This window comes from Bacteroidia bacterium (assembly GCA_041391665.1).
In the GTDB taxonomy this organism is placed as follows: Bacteria; Bacteroidota; Bacteroidia; order J057; family J057; genus JAGQVA01.
Map to the genome: position 1 here is coordinate 1,328,636 of JAWKNO010000001.1, position 17,184 is coordinate 1,345,819.

Here is a 17,184-nt window from a genome sequence, read left to right on the forward strand (position 1 = left end):
CACCCAATCCCCAATGATGATTTACACTGAGTTTCTGAGTAGTGGTTTGGGTTCGTATTGTATAGGAACCGATACAATCGGCTCTTCAAACTGAATACCTTCTTTTAGCCGGCCCACAGATCTGACGTATCCAAGATATTGTCCGTGATCTCCTTCCAGTGCATGAATCTCCAGATGATTTTCCGGTGCGATCGCTTGTATCCAGTCCCGCCATCGTTTCCACCCCTCATGCATGACATCTGCTATTTCTATTTTCAATATTCCTGCCTTTTCCCAATGTCGCTGCCACCATTTATCTGAATGCAGACAACCCAAATCTGCCGTCCACCATTCTTGAAGATGTTTGGGAACAGCGCCTTCTATTTCTCTTGTCAAACCTGAACCGGCAATTGCCAATATGCCCCCTGGCTTTAAAAACCGCGCTATATAGTTCAGATACAGGTCATCTGTCCCGTAATAAATAAACGAATCAATACTAATAATTACATCAAAGAAGCCATCTGCGAAAGGCAGAGACCTGGCATCTGCATGAATCGGAAATACGCCATTCTCAGCATCTGCATCCCGTATTCGCTGTAGCTTTTCTGTGGCATTAAACCAAAGGTCTGTGGCCCAAACCTGTACCCCAAACTCACGGTGAAGAAAGATCGATGAACATCCCCTGCCGCAGCCAAGATCGAGGACACGCATTCCTGGCTTAAGATCAAGTACTTCTGTCAACCATTCAGTCAGCCAAAGGGAATTTGCGCCACCACTGGCTCCGGAAATAATCCACTCTGGGTGATATGCGGAAGCGCGTGGAAACTGTTGCAATACAAAACGATCATCCATAAAGTCAGAAATAAGGTTCACTCAAAAATCAGGATTAATTTACTATTTTTATCCGAAGAGGGAACGATGTGGTGTCTGGTCTCAAATTTTGTAACTCAACCCCCGTGATGTATGGATCCCATATTTATTGTCCTGACCGGAATAGCTGTAACGCTTTTCTGCATCATTGTTTTACGGCTTCATGCGCTGGTCTCATTATTGTTTGCGGCTCTGGTTACAGGACTGATCACTACTCCTGCGCAGATATATGATTATGCGATTCATAATGGCCTTTCCGGGGCGGCTTCCCAAACCCTGTCTCAAAAACTGATCGGAACCAGGCTTGCCGATGCCTTTGGAAATACAGTCGGGAAAATAGGCATTCTGATCGCGCTTGCCTCTATTATCGGAACGGCGCTGATGAAAAGCGGAGGCGCGGAGCGAATCATTCGAAGTCTGTTAACGCTTACAGGCAAAAAAAATACGTCTCTGGCGTTTCTTACAGGGAGTTTTACTCTGGGGATTCCCGTATTCTTTGATACGGTTTTTTATCTGATGATTCCGCTGGTAAAGTCAATCAGTGTTCGCAATCCAAAGAAATTTAGTCTCTACCTGATGTCCGTAATGGCCGGAGGGGTAATGGCACATTCGCTGGTTCCTCCGACGCCAGGGCCGCTGTTTGTCGCAAAAGAACTGGGGGTTGACATCGGTGTAATGATGATCGGGGGAATCGTCGTGGGCGCTTTTACCGTCATTTGTGGCTATTTGTATGCTTTGTGGGCAAATCGAAAATGGGAGCTGCCCATGCGGGATACGCCGGACATCAGTATCAGAGAATTAAAGGAAAACGCAGAAGTAAACGCACAGGATTTGCCGACCTTGTGGCTTTCTCTTTTGCCGGTTTTGTTGCCGGTTTTGCTGATTACGGGTAAAACCTTTCTGGAAATGATGGTTGACCCGAAAGACCCTGCGACCAGTGAAGTTCAGCAAAATCTGTTGGCCGCATGTAAACTTTTTGGCGACAGCAATATTGCGCTGTTTATTTCTGCGATTGTGGCGATGTATTTACTTTGGAGCAAAACCAAAGCGGTAAAACCATTTGAAAAACATATTACCGAATCGCTATACAGTGCAGGGATGATTATTTTGATCACTGCTGCGGGCGGCACGTTTGGGCAAATGCTGCAGCAAACAGGTATTGGCGTCAGAATTGCCGATTTTGCCAGTGGCTTTCAGACCGCCATTTTACCCCTGGCGTTTTTTATTACGCTGGTGATCCGTACAGCGCAGGGTTCGGCGACAGTTGCGATGGTGACAGCGATTGGTATTATGAGCGGATTTCAGGGGGCAGAAGGGCTGGGCTTTCATCCGGTGTATCTGGCACTGGTAATTGGCTGCGGCTCGAAAATATTTCCCTGGATGAATGACAGCGGGTTCTGGATTGTTACCAAAATGTCAGGAATGGAGGAAAAGGAATCGATCCGTTTTTTTTCCTATTTATTGACGGTAATGGGTTTCTCCGGACTGATCATTACCATGATTTTATCTCTCATCTTCCCATTTGCCTGAAAATATGACCGACCCTTTTGAACAAACCATCGTCTGCACTTCTCCACTGGATAATGTGGGTATTATTTGCCATCCTCAGGGCCTGAAAAAAGGGATACATGTAGGGAAAGATGTGATATTAGTACAAGATATACCGATGGGGCATAAAGTGGCGCTGAGCGATATAGCAGAAGGCAAACCCATTGTGCGATATGGGCAGGAAATCGGTTTTGCCAATACCGATATCGCCAAAGGTGCCTGGGTTGACGAGCGAAAAATTGTGTTGCCACAGCCGCCTGATTTGCTGAATATTCCCCTCAAAGTATCTGCCGTACTGCCTTCAGAGCCCTTAAGCGGTTATACCTTTCAGGGCTATCGCAATGCAGACGGTACAGTGGGAACCAAAAATCTGCTCGGCATTACCACAAGTGTTCAATGTGTAGCGGGTATAACCCAGTTTATTTCCCAAAAGATCGAAAAGGAATTGCTTCCCCTTTTTCCCAATGTTGACGGAGTTGTTGCGCTCAACCATAGTTACGGGTGTGGAATAGCCATAGATGCGCCTGCCGCAATGATTCCTGTCCGGACAATCAGAAACCTCGCCCAGAATCCCAATTTTGGCGGTGAAATTATGATTATCGGCCTGGGCTGTGAAAAACTGCGGCCCGAAAGATTGTTGCCTGAAACCGATCATAAAGATGCACATTCCATTCTCTACCTGCAGGATGAAGCTTTTTCCGGATTCGAAGAAATGGTGCAAGGGATCATGGAAATGGCCGAAAGCCATCTGAAGAAACTCAACGCACGGCAAAGGGAAACCTGCCCGGCATCTGATCTGGTGGTGGGGATGCAGTGTGGCGGGAGTGATGCTTTTTCGGGTATAACCGGCAATCCGGTGGCAGGTTTTGCGGCAGATTTAATCGTACGGGCAGGCGGTACAGTCATGTTTTCGGAGGTTACAGAAGTCCGGGATGCTGTGCATTTACTGGTGCCCCGGGCGGTTACCCCAGAAGTAGGGCAGGCACTTCTCGATGAGATGAAGTGGTATGACGATTATCTTTCAGACGGCGGAGCAGACCGGAGTGCAAACCCATCACCCGGAAACAAGCGGGGCGGGTTGAGCAATGTCGTCGAAAAAGCATTGGGTTCGGTGGTCAAATCGGGAACAAGTCCCATCGTGGATGTGGTCAGCCCGGGCGATAAGGTGCGCAAAAAAGGTTTGAATTTTGTAGCGACACCTGCGAGTGATTTTGTTTGCGGCACACTGCAACTGGCGGCGGGAATGAATGTCCATATATTTATCACCGGTCGTGGTACACCCTACGGACTTACAATGGTGCCTGTGATTAAGGTTAGCTCCAATTCTGCGCTGAGCAACCGCTGGTTTGATCTGATAGATTTTGATGCAGGACCTGTAGCATTTGGCACAAAAACTATAGAAAAAATGGGCTGGGAATTGTTTGCGATGATACTGGATGTGGCAAGCGGAAAACAGAAAGTCGCCGCTGACCGTCTGGGAATCCACAATGATCTGGTATTATTTAACCCGGGACCGTTGACGTAGGTTTGAGTGGTTAAGGTAAACGACCAATTTCATCAATGATATCTTCTTCTACGGTTTTATTTTTCTCCCAGTTCTTTTTAAGTATCTGGTATAATGCAACACAACTTAGAATGCCAAACGGGAGAACGATTAAATTAAAAATAAAACTATTCTCTTGCTCTATGGAAATGCTACTCCACAATTCGTAAGCAATCGCAATCAGTATTCCGCCTATAAAGGTTCCGATGTAATAAGACACTACACCTAATATGGCGTACCCCCATTTGCTTTTGTCATAATCGTCCGCCAACTCATAATATTGTTTACCAATAAAATATAAAAGCGCTAATCCCAGCATAGAAGTGGTTTTGTTGTTGATATTTCGAATGTATGTTTTTTTGTCGAAAAATCACCTTCCTATCCCCGGTTTTCTGATGGTAAATGTTTTGAAAGTTTTCTCAAACAAACTCCTGAACACTTTCCACGACAAATTGCTGTTCTTCATCTGTCAGGGTCGGGTATAAAGGCAAACTCAGGCAACGCTCATAATAGGCTTCTGTATGAGGGAAATCGCCTTTCTTCCAGCCGAGTTGCTGATAATAAGGTTGATAATGCACCGGAATATAGTGTACCTGTGCATATATGCCCTTTTTGCGCAAATGTTCGTAAAGACCTTTCCGGTCATTTATCTGCACTACATACAGGTGATAGGCATGTCCGGGGTGGGGCAGGGGAGACTGTAAGGCTGTACCCGCAAATGCTTCGTCGTACCGACTCGCCAGCTCACGCCGCCGGGCCAGGCCTTCTTTCGCCCGCTTCAACTGCGACCATCCCAATGCTGCCTGTATGTCGCTCAACCGGTAGTTGTATCCCAACTCCAGCATTTCATAATACCAGCCGCCGTGATCTTCCGCAAGCAGATGCCGCTCTCGGGTGATGCCGTGAGTTCTAAGCCGAAGCAATTGCTGGTAATGGGCTTCGTTGTTGGTGGTGATCATGCCGCCTTCTCCGCTGGCAATGTGTTTCACGGGGTGAAAGGAAAATATCGCCAGCTCGGCGAATGTACCGTTTCCGCAAAACTGTTGGTTGCCCTGTGTATCAACGAAAAACCCGCCGGGGGCATGGCAGGCGTCTTCGAGCAGCCAGCAGTCGTATCGGTCTGCCAATGTGCGGAAATCTTCCATATTGACGGGCATACCCGCAAAGTCAACGGGAATAATGCCCTGGTAACTGCCTTTTGGCACCTGGCGCAACTTGTCTTCGACAAGATTGGGATCGAGCAATAAGGTTTGCGGATCGATGTCGGCAAAATCAATTTCTCCTCCGCAATACAGCACGCAGTTTGCCGAAGCGGAAAAAGTATTGGGGGTGGTGATGACTTTATGCCCGGGTTTTACGCCCAGACTCATCGCCGAGAGGTGGAGTGCTGCGGTACCATTGGCAACAGCTACGGCATACTTCGAGCCGATATAGCGGGCAAATGTTTCCTCAAACTGCGCAATCCGCGGGCCGCCGGTGAGGTAGTCAGAGCGAAGGGTTTCTGCCACAACGGCTATATCTTCTTCCGTTATATGTTGTCTGCCATAAGGTATCGCCATAACTCAATTCTTTTAACTAAATTCGCTGTACTGACGCCAAAATATGAAGCCTCAATTTACACTAAAAACCTACCTGATTCATGCCGGTTTATTCTTACTTTCTGTTTTTACTACCCTTCTTGTAGGGGCTGAGCTTACAACCGGCAAAATATGGGCAGGATGGGGATTGGTGGAACCGCAATATCTGCTGCATTGGGCTGATTTGGCTAAAGGCATTTCCTATTCATTGGGTTTTTTGCTGTTCCTAACCTTCCATGAGTTTGGGCATTTTTTTACGGCTTTGTATCACCGGGTACATACAACGCTTCCCTACTATATTCCGATTTATTTTCCTGTTCCGGGTATTCTGAATATAGGCTCATTTGGTGCGGTGATTGCATTGAAGCAGATTCCCGATAGTAGTCGCAAATTTTTTGATATCGGAATTGCAGGCCCGCTCGCGGGTTTTGTGATATCTGTTTTGCTTTTGGTTTATGGCTTTTCGCATTTGCCCCCGATGGAAGATTACATCATGGGCATCCACCCCGAATATCAGGAAACGTTTGGCGGGGTACCTTCCGATGAACAAATGAGGGCGTGGATATTGTCGGATGAAAATCGCCAGGCCTATGTGATTGGCTCCAACCTGCTTTTCGAATTTTTGAAAAAAGTAATTCCTGATGACCCCACACAGGTTCCCGGTCAGTTTGAGATCATGCATTATCCGCTGCTGTTTGTGGGGTATATCACTTTGTTTTTTACCGCACTGAACCTTCTTCCGATCGGACAACTCGATGGCGGGCACATCATGTACGGGATGTTTGGGCGAAAAATGGCCGGGTATATTTCCCGCATAGCGATCATCGGGCTGATGCTGGCAGGCGGTACAGGTTATGTGGAGGTCAGAGATATTTCGCCGGAGAAAGTACTGGTAATGGGCGTGTACGCTATGTTTTTGATCTATATTTTTTCGCAGTTGCTCGGCAAGGAAAACTGGCGGGAGGTTGCTGTATTTTCGCTGATTTTGTTTCTCACACAACTAATTCTAAAGCTGAACGTCCCTTCAATTACGCCCAATTTTATCTGGATCTTTTACTCTTTTCTGGTTATCCGTTTTGTAAAACCCGATCATCCGGCAGCCTTTCACGAACATAAGGTAAATCTTCCCCGGCAGTTGTTGGGATGGCTCGCCATATTGATTTTTATTTTATGTTTTACGCCTTCCCCGATTCAGGTTGTGGGAGGGGAACAGGAAGTGCTGGATGCTGTGGTGAATGACTATTTATCCTTGTTGGGTTCATCCAGACCATAATAAATATCAAACAGGAATGACCGTTTGGCTTTGATTTTCTCGCCCTGTTCAAGTCCTGACCAAAAAGTAAAGCCAACCACCTCGGTATGTTTATCGCCGTCATCTTCTTTGACGATGATTTTATATTCCTGGGTTTTGCTGCCTTCTTTCCACTGTTCAGGATTGGTTTTTCCCTCTGTAGAAGGCCATTGCGGGTTATGGTCTTTTGCGCCGGCATAGAGCAGGTTTTCTTTACTGGCTACCCATTCCATGATTTTGAAGCGGTATTTGGTGGCATATATGGGCACCTGATCATATACGGCTTCCTGATAGGTTTCCTGGCGGGTTTCGTAAATAGGGCGCGTGCAGTATTTGTCTTCAAAATAACCATTGCCTTTGTCAATTTGCCCGCAGACATAACGTTCTTCCCCTACTTTTACCTGTACATCGCGGGTTCTGGTTTCATAGCCGCGGAGGACCTGTTTGTATTCTCTGATAGCCTGGAAGGAGGAAACATCATAAGCACCCTGAGGAACACTCCATTCTTCTTTGGCTACAGGCTCGTAATGGAGCATTTGGGTGGTTCTCTCCCAGGTAAACTGTTCGACAGTTACTGAAATCTGTTGGGGAAATGAGCGGAGCAAAAGAACGCCACCCAGCAGAACCAGCGCAGCAATGATGATATTTCGTAGCCATCCGCCGCCGCGTTTGGTGGAAGCGAGGCGCTGCTGTTCGAGTGGGTGAATGGTGCGCTGGCGTTTCTGTCCTTCGATGGGTACATCATCAAGGCCATATTCCCGTTCTTCGAGATTTACATCTTCACTGGTTTCGTCGCGGGGGTTTCCGCAGGACCAGCATTCGGCCTGAGTTGCTTTATTTTGGGCAGTACAATGGCCGCAAATCCAGTCCACACCTGCACTTGCTGCTTTGAGGTGGGTGTCTTCCGTTACGATTTCAGCATCTTTGGGAAGGTAAAAAACGACATCCTTTGGCCTGGGAGAAGCACATGAAGAACATTTTGTTTGAGGTCCGGGATTCCCGATATGACCACAGGTGGGGCAATCCCATCTACCAACTCTTACTGCCATAGGTTTTATGATTGATTTGCCTGGTGAATTTATGACTCAATGATCGAAGATCAAAACACTTTACACTTTACCATTTCTAAGGAAATGACGTTATTCGGGAGTGGAAGGTTGGAAAGAGATTTCAGCGACAATGATTCATGGCAAAAAACAGACTTAACCGGGTGTTTCCACCGATAGATAGAAGATTTATCTGGATCGGGCTGGGGGTGATCACACTTTTGTTACGCCCGCTATTTCGGGTAAACCCTCAGTTTACGGAGGTGGTATATTCGAGAGGGATATTTTCTCTGCTCAGAATCATCTGGGACTACACGCTTGGGTGGTCGCCATTTGCGCTTCTTTACCTGGCGGTTCCGTTGTTGTTGGCCGGGGGGATTTATGCGTTGGTAAAGAGTTTTCGAAAACCCAAAGGAAGGTCTGTGGCCAACCGGCTGGCGGGGGCGTTGCTCAATCTTCTGGCATTTGCCGGGTGCGTATTGTTTTTGTTTTACTTTTTATGGGGGTTTAACTATTACCGGGCACCGGTGGACAAGCGTCTGGGGCTGAAGGCAAAAAAGATGAGTGAGGAGTTGGTGCGGAGTGAATTTGAGCGAGCGACGGAAGACTTGCTGAAAGCCCGGGAGGTTTTATATTCGCCCGATGAGGCAGCACCGGCAGTCTTGCCGCTGCGGGAGCTGGAAAACAAGCTGCGATCGAGCCTGGTTTCCTCGCTGAAAGCGACGGGATATACGACGCCCGGACGTGTCCGGGCGAGGGCGTTGCGCCCCAAAGGGTTGCTGTTGCAACTGGGGGCTTCAGGTATTTATATTCCTTTTGTATTTGAAGGGCATGTGGATGCTGCGATGCCGGCCATTACGTTTCCTTCCACGATGACGCATGAGATGGCACACGGCTATGGATTTGGGGACGAGGGTACTTGCAACTTTTGGGCGTGGCTGGCCTGTTTTCAGTCAGAGGATCCTACCGTAAGATATGGCGGGCTGCTGGGTTACTGGCGGGAAGTTGCGGTGATGTACCGTATGCTGGATAAGGATGGATATATGACAAAAAGGGCAGAATTGCCGCCCGGCTTGCTTTCTGACCTGGAAAGTATCAATGATGCATTAAAAAAGTACCCCGGATTTTTTCCACAGTTTTCCGATGAGGTATATGACTCGTACCTCAAAAATCAGGGGATAGAGGAAGGTATGGGCAGTTATGGTCAGGTCGTGCGATGGGTAGCAGCCTGGCGGGAGAGAACCTCTATGTGAATCGAAGATACTTCAGTACCATTTCCTTCCAGACGAATAATTCTTACTGGTTGATGATAGAGATAGGCCACGATCGCTGGCAGATCTTTTAGCCAGAGTATTTCGTAACTCAGGCCCATACGATGCTGGCCGAGGAGGTATTCGGCGACCGGGATGCGGCCAGAGAGAACCGCAGCCGGTTTGGATACGTCAAGTTCAATATCTTCCCGCAGAATGTGCAGCAGTTCGCTGAGGTTTTCTCCTTTACAGACCTCCACAAACGTCTGATAAATAAGCAGATGATGTTCTGGATTTACTTCAAACCGCTGGCGGCTATCCCGCAGATGCCGGCGTGCGCGGGTAAGTATCTGGCGGCAGTATTCTTCGGTAATATCGAGCAATTCTGCGATTTCTCTATGTGAGTAGTCAAATACCTCTTTCAATAAGAAAACCGCTCTTTCCACGGGAGAAAGTTTTTCCAGCATGGCTCTCATTCCCAATGACAAGGTCTGTCCTTTGTCGATAATCCCGGGAAGAAAATCGGTGAGAAGCTCCGGGGCAATTTCGGGCTGGCGAACTTCTTTTTTCCGGTTGCGGATATGGTTGAGGCATTTGTTGACCAGTGTTTTGACGAGATACCCTCTGATGTTTTCTATATCAGATTTCCCCATTGACAGCCACTTTAGCAGTGTTTCCTGTACGAGGTCTTCAGCATCAGAAGCACTTCCCAGCATATTGTAAGCAATTGGGAAGAGGATGGGGTAGTATTGATGATAAGCAGATTCAGACATGGAGATAATGATTACGTGCAGTTCTGGCAGATTAAGCGTCATACGTTTGACACTCTGCACTTGTTGTTTGTGACAGCAGAGACGATTAATTGGAAAAAATATTTTGTCAATGACTTACTCCATTTCTCTGATACGCATCCGGCGGTCTTTGATAATGGTATATCTGAGTGTGATCACGGGTTGAAGATGACCGCCCCGCACACCGATATACCCGTAGCCAAATGTACTGAAACCCAACCCCGGGAGGTAATAAGCCAATAAATCTTTGCGAGGTTTGGAATACCCCATCTGAGCGGCCAGGTCAATGTATAGTACACTTGAAATGCGGAGTGAAAACCCAATTGTCGTAGAAACGCCCAGCTTAAAACCCGAGACAGACTTTAGTGCGGGATTGCTGTTGAGCGGATCTTCAGGAAGCAGATTCTCCTGATACCAAACGCCGATAAGATGGAAACCCATATAGGGATATTCGTAGTCGTTTTCACTCGGATTGGTGAGCCTTCCCCCGGCTGAAAAGTAAGCTGCCCGGTTTTTTTGCTGTACAAAGTCACTCAATGCATGAAAACCAGGTGCTACACCTTCCCGGTTTCGGTTTTGGTTTCTTACACCTGCACCAAGCTCAAGGGAAATCCCTGGTGTCATTTGCATGTTTGCTCTGACATCCCCGGTTCCCATCATAAGCGCAGCGATATTGACACCTAAATCAGTTTTAGGTTGCGCAATAGTATAGAATGGCAACAAGAGCAAAAGCACCGGAAAACATCTTTTCATACGAAGCGCAGATTTCGCAACTAAATGCTTCGGATAAAATTAAGAAACTTTGCGGGCTTTTCTATTGCTATTTGTGAAAACCCTGTAACACGATGTTAGATTTTCAATGATATCTCTAATTATAGAGGACCATAAAAGGATCTTTGCGCGCAAATGCTTTTGAAAATTCCTTGCGCTGTTTCCATGCTTTTGCAGCCTCTACGGCGTCTTCATATGTGCTGAAAAAACCTGCAAGCAGAAGTTTTTCATTGCCGATATCAGGGTTTTGCCAGAGCATGGTGCCTTCTGGAAACTGAGAAGGGATGTGGGCCATATCTTCAAAGCGGGCCAGTTGAACTACAAACAGCTTGGTAGGGATTCCATCGCCGCGAATAATGGGGTTGATCTGGTGAGGAACTTCTTTTTGAAGGTGGTAGGAACCGCTGCGCGTGCGCACAGAAAAGGCATCTACCTGCCCTTTTTGTTCCTGACCCCATACAATACCGGATGATAAAACAGCAAGCAGAAAGGTTAAGATAATTTTGGTTTTCATAGAATATCGTTCTTTTTCAGTTTCTCACCCTGTTGGGGGTGGGGTTTATCATTGTGAATGAATATAACGCGAAACAAGGAAAAATTACGCAATTCCTTGCGATAATTTGCAGGTTTTTTTCGAAACAGATATTATCATAAACGAGTTTATTTTGAATCTGTTGGAAAATTCAGATACTGGATAAAAGCCGGTTCATCGGTTGGCTCAAATCCCGTATAATTCGGGGTTTATTTTTGAAATATTGGAAAATTTTGGCGCCATGGGAAGGGTAAGGATAAAGGATGTGCCTTCTTCAGGTTTGCTATATATCTCAATCGTTCCCATCATCGCCTCTGTTTGTTGTTTTACCATATGAAGTCCCAGCCCTTTGCCTTCTACATGAAAGTGAAATCGCTTGTAGAGGCCAAAAATATCTTCTCTGTTTTGTGTAAGGTCAATTCCCAATCCGTTATCGCGGAAAGTAATAACTGCCGAACTATTTAATGTTTTTGCCTGTACTTCAATTTTGGGGCGACGATGCAAAGACCGATACTTGATGGCATTCTCTATCAGGTTATGAAAAATACTGTGGATGTAGGGCTCAATGGTAAAGATGGCGGGAACGCTGGTGAAATCGTAGATGATTTCGGTATCTGTTTGTCTGATCATCTCTGTAAGGTTCGAGGATACCTCTTCCATTACCTGATCTAATCTTACCACTTTGTGTTTACGCACAGGGCTCCTTTTGACATCCAGAATCGAATTTAAATCTGAGATCACCCGGTCAAGCGTTTCTACAGAGCTCCGCAGATTTTTGTTGAGTATAACCAGCTCATCATGCTCCAACCCGTCTTCTTTTTCATAAAAATCCATCAATCCCTGGATGTTGGCGACAGGCGCCCGCAGGTTGTGAGAGGTGATATAGGCAAATTGCTGTAATTCTTTTACATGAGCTTCAATCGTATTGTAACTCTCTTTCAGTTCATGCTCAGATTTTAAGCGTTCTGAAATGTCATTGAGAATCCCTACAAAATGTGTGATTTTTCCGTCGGAATCGGTTACCGGAGATATTTTTACTTCGTTGTAAAATAACTCTCCGGTTTTCTTGTAATTGCGTAAAACCACCTTACACTCCTTTCCTTCCTCAAATGCATTGTGTATGATTTCCAGCCCACGTTGGTTTCTGTCACCCATTTGCAGAAAACGACAATTTCTACCTAATACCTCTTCCCTCGTATAGCCTGAAATTTTCTCAAAGGCAGGATTTACATAGATAATCGGGTTATCTTCCTGATTGGGATCCGTGATCAAAAGCCCATTGCTCGAAGACCACATGGCCCTGTCCCGTATCCGCATACTTTCCTCGTTTTTTTTCTGCTGGGTAACATCTCTGGCTACCGAATAGAGGATCCCCCTTTCAGGCTCTGGTCTCGCTGTCCACGCCAGCCATTTGACGCTGCCGTTCTTACAAATATACCGATTCTCAAAATGGATCGTCGGTACCCCCAGGATTTGGCGCTCAAATTCTTCACGCGTATTTTCGAGGTCTTCAGGATGTACAAATTCGATAAAGGGCTTACTCAACAATTCTTCCTGTGAATAGCCCAGCATTCGCTGAAAACCGGGATTGATCTTCTTGAAATACCCATCTGTACCCATAATACACAGAAGATCAAGGGAAAGATTAAACAGACGCTCATAGGTAAGCAGGTCTGTTTCTGTCTGCCGTTTCTGATCCCTTTCCTTCCTTTCTCTTATCGCACTAACTACGACCTTTCCCAGTCGGGACAAATGGTCTTTCAACACATAGTCTGCCGCTCCCTGCTTGAGGGTTTCTACAGCAACTTCAATAGAAATTGTCCCCGTAACGAAAATAAAGGGGATTTCTGGGGTAATACTCCGCGCTGTAGCCAAAGCTGTCATCCCATCGTATTCGGGCAATGTGTAATCAGCAAGAATAATATCTGGTGCAAATTCGATCAGGGCACGCTCAAAAGCGGTCCTTGTCATCACATGCTCCATCTGGAAGTCCAGTCCTGTATCTTCCAGATGATATTGCATCAGTATCACGTCTCCCCGGGAATCTTCCAGAACCAATATTCGGATAGGTTTATCCAAAGTGTAAAATGATTAATTTAGTACGCTTGTTAATTTAACCTTTTCCCTGAAATGAAAAAAAACAATCCTGTACGCCTGATTGCATTTTTTACACTAGTCTTTTCTTCTCTGCTATTTTCATGCCGGGAGCGTCCCAAACAGGAAAATACCGCACAACACGTACTGGTACTGCCTTCTGCTCCGGAATTTTCTTACACCGGCCGGTTTGATCTTTCCAATCCGTCTCAGGCGCGATTTGCCTGGTCGGGTTCTGCAATAGATTGTATATTCGAAGGCCCATTCTGCCAACTGCTGATGGACAACCTCTCACAGGCAAATGAAGCCGATGGCAGTCCACGCACCAACTATTATCGCATTGCGATTGACGATATGGAACCCTTTGTTTTACAAACGATTCCCGGCAAAACCGAATACCTTTTGGCAGATAGTCTTTCCGACGGCCCGCACCACTTGTCTATTTTCAAGCGTACCGAAGCAGAAGTCGCTACAGGCGTATTTCTTGGACTGAAACTGGCGCCGGGCAAACGCCTGTTGAAACCTGAAAATCGGCCTGCGCGCAAGATTGAGTTTATCGGCAATTCGATCACCTGCGGTTATGGCAATGAAGGCGACAGCCGCGATTGTCATTTCTCCTCCGCTACCGAAAATGCCTGGGAGACTTACAGCGCGATTACCGCCCGCAATCTCAATGCACAATATGTGTCTGTCTGCTTTTCTGGCAGGGGAATGATTCAAAATTACAACCGCTCTCAGTCGGGTACGATGCCCGAACTTTATCAGACCATTATTCCCGGAGAAGATTCGCTGAAATGGAACTTCCAAAGCTGGATTCCTGACATAGTTGTGATCAATCTCGGTACCAACGACTTTGCCCATGAAAACCCCAATGCCTCAAAATTTGTGACTACCTGCGCAAATTTTTTGAAAACCATTCGGGGAAATTATCCCGAAGCAGCCATTGTCTGTCTCTCAGGTCCCATGATGACCAATGATGGTGCGCGCAAACCGCTGGGTACTTTACAGCGCCATATTGATGAAGCCATCGCCATACTGGCAGCCGGAGGAGAAAAAAAAATTTACCGGTTTGACCTTACCTCTCAGGGGCCTTTGGGCTATGGCTGCGACTGGCACCCCAATCTGGCACAACACCAACTGAATGCAGAAGAACTGACGACTTTTTTGCGAGGGTTGGAGTAGGGGATGAGGTTTTATATTTTCCTTTATCTTTTTAACCCGATTATCAGGCCGGTAAGTGCGGTCAGCCCACATACAACCAACCAGAATACGACATTGTAGCTATCGATAAAAAACCTGTAAGCAGCGGTAAAAAGGAATAATACTATTCCTGTGATTATCCAGTCAGGTTGGTTTTCCAGACGATTTTCGTTGCTGATTTCAGGCGCTAGTCCAAAGAAAAGTTTAAAAACAGGCCAGTCCCAAATCAGTAAATATACATTTGCCAGTACCAGCCCCCCCGTGATTATCGGTGTATTATGAAAATCATAGGAAAGGGTAATGATGAAAATATTTAAAACGATAGGCATAAATATGACTGCCCCCAGTTTGGAAAATTTTTGCGTCATCAATAGCCCTCCCGCAATCAGTTGCCCCAAACCGATAAATTTCCAGTACAATCCCGACCTGTAAAGCGTTTCGAAAAAATGCCAGGCCGTATCGATCGGCATATCTTCTCCACTCTCTCCCGTAAACCTGCCGCCTTTGATTTTAATCAGACTGGCAAATACAAATGCACCACCGATCAGATAGCGGAGATAGATGGTGAAAAGTTGAGGTAAGAGAGAATGCCTGAGTTTATTCAGGCTTTCGTTTAAGTTTAGCTTCATCGGAATGCCTGTGCAAATGGTTGATTTTTACGCAAAAAAGCCAAAAAATAAATAAGAGAAGATATTTGCCAACCCGTGAGCAATCCATCCCGGAATAATACTCCCTCCCGCCATTTTCTCATTGATCACTACCATAAAGTAAGAACCAACAGCCGGAAAAATGAAAATAACTACCAGAAAAAAGAGGTTAGGAGTAACAAACGCAAACAGCAGCGTATGAATCGCTCCAAAGATGATTGCCTGGACAATATTACCTGTCTGAAGCCCCCAAAGTGCAATCAGTCGTTTGGCAACAAAACCTCTGAAAAATAATTCTTCTGCCAGAGCAGTTTTTATAAGAGCAACCAGAAAAATGGTAACAATCGTTTCCCAACCTGCTCCCATGAGGCGTATTTTCCCGGTTACACTTTTGGGGTCAAGCATAATTTCCCTGAATTCGGGACTCAGCTGGTTGAGTAAAATGATCGGCCCTGTCAGTAAAAGGATCACTAACAGTGCCATCATATTGGCTTTTTGGGGGGAGCTTTTTAATCCGCACCAGTCCAAAAATCCTGTAGCCTTTTTTTCCCTGATCAGGTACACGACAAATGGAATCGCAGCGAAAACCAAAAGTTGGAGGATGGAGGAAATCAATTCGTTGAGCATAGCTAAGTATTTATGGTTGATCTCTGGTGAATTCAAGAATATCTCCCGGCTGGCAGTCCAATACGTCGCAAATAGCCTCAAGGGTACTGAAACGAATGCCTTTTGCCTTACCGGTTTTCAGGAGAGATAGGTTGGTTACCGATATGCCTACTTTTTCTGACAGCTCGTTCAGTTTCATTTTTCGTTTGGCCATCATCACATCCAGATTGACGATGATACTCATACAATCAGATTTTTATCTTCCAGTAAATTTTTCCCCTCGGTAAATATCTCTTTCATCACAAAACAGGCTACTGAAAACAGTAAGGGTGCAAAAGCAATTGTAAAGTTTAAATCAAAATCACCGTTTTGATAGTAAAAATTAAAACAACTCAATCCAAAAGCAGCCAAAGCCCATTTACCCATTACCTTAAAATGGCGGATGTTTTCATCATAAAAGGTGTGAATGGTTCGGATCGAATGGAGTATTTTCTTTATCCTTAAAATAATTGCCAGTGAAAGGATAAAAAACAGCGAGCTTCTGAGCAGTAGCCAATATACCATAACATGACTAAGCTGGCTTAGTGAAAGTGAATCCGCTGAAAGATTCTCCTTATTGATCCTGATGTCCTGGATACCAAATCCAGCTTTAAAACCTGAGGAAATTTCTACATTGCAGTAAGCCTCCGGATTAATATGCCAGTGCAGGAGGATCCCCGCAAAACCTGCAAAAAAGAGGATAAACAACAACATTACCCCATTGGTAACCCAGATCGCCATTTGAATGGTTCGGTTTGTTTCCACATTTAATTTTTGTTAAAGGTAAAAAATTTTATGATAAACATAAAAAAATTGCCAAAAATGATTTCCCGAAGATCGTGTTTGCATTTCCTTTGCACAGGAAAAAATTCTTTGATAACTTACTATTGTTACGAGCAGTAATTTTCGATAACTATATAAACACTACTATTTATTTTACTATTATGAAAAAGTTTTTATTCCTGAGTTTATTGGCCATGGGCCTGATCGCAGTTACCGGCTTCCAGTCTGCCACCAACGCTGAGGCTGCCGGCTTCAAAATCTCCAAAAAGGCGAATACTGTCATTCAGGCCAAATGTTATGGCTGCCACAGTGCTGAAGGCAAAAGTGATAAAGCCAAAGCAAAGTTGATGTGGGACGACCTTTCAGGACTTTCGGCAGAAGAGCAACTGGAAAAAATGAAAAATATCCAGATGGTTCTTCAGGAAGGAAAAATGCCTCCGAAAGGATTCGTTGAGCGTATGCCTGACAAAAACATTACCGAAGCGGAAAAGGCCATTATGCAGAAATGGGCTGACAAGTCTGTGGCGAAATTGTCTAAGTAATGGTATTCCAATAACACCTTTTAAAGCCCGCCTGAAGAATTAATTTTTTGCAGGTGGGTTTTGCTTTTACAAAAC

General features: G+C 45.6%; 18 protein-coding genes. 6 read left to right on the forward strand and 12 right to left on the reverse strand.

Translation table 11 applies throughout. The features are described from left to right. Positions 1-21: 21 nt before the first annotated feature. Positions 22-852 (reverse strand): methyltransferase domain-containing protein, encoded by an 831-nt coding sequence (locus tag R3D00_05560; GenBank protein ID MEZ4772632.1) that lies wholly within the window; start codon positions 850-852, stop codon positions 22-24. 90 nt (positions 853-942) lie between these two features. Here R3D00_05560 and R3D00_05565 point away from each other — a divergent pair, with 90 nt between their 5' ends. Then, complete coding sequence (locus R3D00_05565) at positions 943-2,379, forward strand: GntP family permease (GenBank protein MEZ4772633.1); 1,437 nt, start codon at positions 943-945, stop codon at positions 2,377-2,379. Positions 2,380-2,383: 4 nt separating this feature from the next. After that, a complete protein-coding gene (gene garD / locus R3D00_05570; protein MEZ4772634.1) occupies positions 2,384-3,922 on the forward strand; it encodes a galactarate dehydratase in 1,539 nt (512 codons plus the stop codon). Positions 3,923-3,932: 10 nt separating this feature from the next. On the opposite strand, the gene R3D00_05575 is transcribed toward garD, so the two are convergent. Further along, the gene (locus tag R3D00_05575; protein ID MEZ4772635.1) at positions 3,933-4,259 is read right to left on the reverse strand and encodes a hypothetical protein; all 327 of its coding nucleotides are present in this window, start codon (positions 4,257-4,259) and stop codon (positions 3,933-3,935) included. 100 nt (positions 4,260-4,359) lie between these two features. After that, a complete protein-coding gene (pseC, locus tag R3D00_05580) occupies positions 4,360-5,499 on the reverse strand; it encodes a UDP-4-amino-4,6-dideoxy-N-acetyl-beta-L-altrosamine transaminase (GenBank protein ID MEZ4772636.1) in 1,140 nt (379 codons plus the stop codon). A gap of 43 nt (positions 5,500-5,542) precedes the next feature. On the opposite strand from pseC, the gene R3D00_05585 reads away from it, so the two are divergent. Continuing rightward, the gene (locus tag R3D00_05585; protein MEZ4772637.1) at positions 5,543-6,790 is read left to right on the forward strand and encodes a site-2 protease family protein; all 1,248 of its coding nucleotides are present in this window, start codon (positions 5,543-5,545) and stop codon (positions 6,788-6,790) included. Here the strand turns inward: R3D00_05585 and R3D00_05590 are convergent. After that, positions 6,757-7,857 (reverse strand): zinc finger protein, encoded by a 1,101-nt coding sequence (locus tag R3D00_05590; protein MEZ4772638.1) that lies wholly within the window; start codon positions 7,855-7,857, stop codon positions 6,757-6,759. The genes R3D00_05585 and R3D00_05590 overlap by 34 nt on opposite strands. Positions 7,858-7,994: 137 nt before the next feature. Here R3D00_05590 and R3D00_05595 point away from each other — a divergent pair, with 137 nt between their 5' ends. Further along, complete coding sequence (locus R3D00_05595) at positions 7,995-9,107, forward strand: DUF3810 domain-containing protein (protein ID MEZ4772639.1); 1,113 nt, start codon at positions 7,995-7,997, stop codon at positions 9,105-9,107. Here the strand turns inward: R3D00_05595 and R3D00_05600 are convergent. The 4 genes from R3D00_05600 to R3D00_05615 all read right to left on the reverse strand — a co-directional run bounded on the left by R3D00_05600 (position 9,059) and on the right by R3D00_05615 (position 13,277). Further along, positions 9,059-9,877, reverse strand: coding sequence for a sigma-70 family RNA polymerase sigma factor (locus tag R3D00_05600; GenBank protein MEZ4772640.1), 819 nt, complete (start codon positions 9,875-9,877; stop codon positions 9,059-9,061). The two genes, R3D00_05595 and R3D00_05600, sit on opposite strands and share 49 nt — an antisense overlap. Positions 9,878-9,991: 114 nt before the next feature. After that, positions 9,992-10,648 carry a hypothetical protein gene (locus tag R3D00_05605; protein ID MEZ4772641.1) on the reverse strand — a complete coding sequence of 219 codons (657 nt, stop codon included), beginning with the start codon at positions 10,646-10,648 and terminating at the stop codon, positions 9,992-9,994. A gap of 115 nt (positions 10,649-10,763) precedes the next feature. Continuing rightward, positions 10,764-11,180, reverse strand: a complete 417-nt coding sequence (locus R3D00_05610; protein MEZ4772642.1) for a hypothetical protein — start codon at positions 11,178-11,180, stop codon at positions 10,764-10,766. A gap of 204 nt (positions 11,181-11,384) precedes the next feature. Beyond that, positions 11,385-13,277, reverse strand: coding sequence for a PAS domain S-box protein (locus R3D00_05615; protein MEZ4772643.1), 1,893 nt, complete (start codon positions 13,275-13,277; stop codon positions 11,385-11,387). Positions 13,278-13,328: 51 nt separating this feature from the next. Between R3D00_05615 and R3D00_05620 the strand changes: the two genes are divergently transcribed. After that, the gene (locus R3D00_05620) at positions 13,329-14,474 is read left to right on the forward strand and encodes an SGNH/GDSL hydrolase family protein (protein ID MEZ4772644.1); all 1,146 of its coding nucleotides are present in this window, start codon (positions 13,329-13,331) and stop codon (positions 14,472-14,474) included. A gap of 23 nt (positions 14,475-14,497) precedes the next feature. Here R3D00_05620 and R3D00_05625 read toward each other — a convergent pair whose 3' ends face one another. The 4 genes from R3D00_05625 to R3D00_05640 are packed head-to-tail and all read right to left on the reverse strand — an operon-like array spanning position 14,498 to position 16,549. Beyond that, positions 14,498-15,121, reverse strand: coding sequence for a hypothetical protein (locus R3D00_05625; protein ID MEZ4772645.1), 624 nt, complete (start codon positions 15,119-15,121; stop codon positions 14,498-14,500). A gap of 27 nt (positions 15,122-15,148) precedes the next feature. Then, positions 15,149-15,766 carry a CPBP family intramembrane glutamic endopeptidase gene (locus tag R3D00_05630; protein ID MEZ4772646.1) on the reverse strand — a complete coding sequence of 206 codons (618 nt, stop codon included), beginning with the start codon at positions 15,764-15,766 and terminating at the stop codon, positions 15,149-15,151. Between the two features lie 10 nt (positions 15,767-15,776). After that, entirely contained in the window at positions 15,777-15,989 is a 213-nt protein-coding gene (locus R3D00_05635) for a helix-turn-helix transcriptional regulator (protein MEZ4772647.1), read from the reverse strand. Next, complete coding sequence (locus R3D00_05640; protein MEZ4772648.1) at positions 15,986-16,549, reverse strand: DUF2975 domain-containing protein; 564 nt, start codon at positions 16,547-16,549, stop codon at positions 15,986-15,988. The genes R3D00_05635 and R3D00_05640 overlap by 4 nt, the downstream gene beginning before the upstream one ends. Before the next feature lie 179 nt (positions 16,550-16,728). Here R3D00_05640 and R3D00_05645 point away from each other — a divergent pair, with 179 nt between their 5' ends. After that, entirely contained in the window at positions 16,729-17,109 is a 381-nt protein-coding gene (locus tag R3D00_05645; protein MEZ4772649.1) for a heme-binding domain-containing protein, read from the forward strand. Positions 17,110-17,184: the final 75 nt, after the last annotated feature.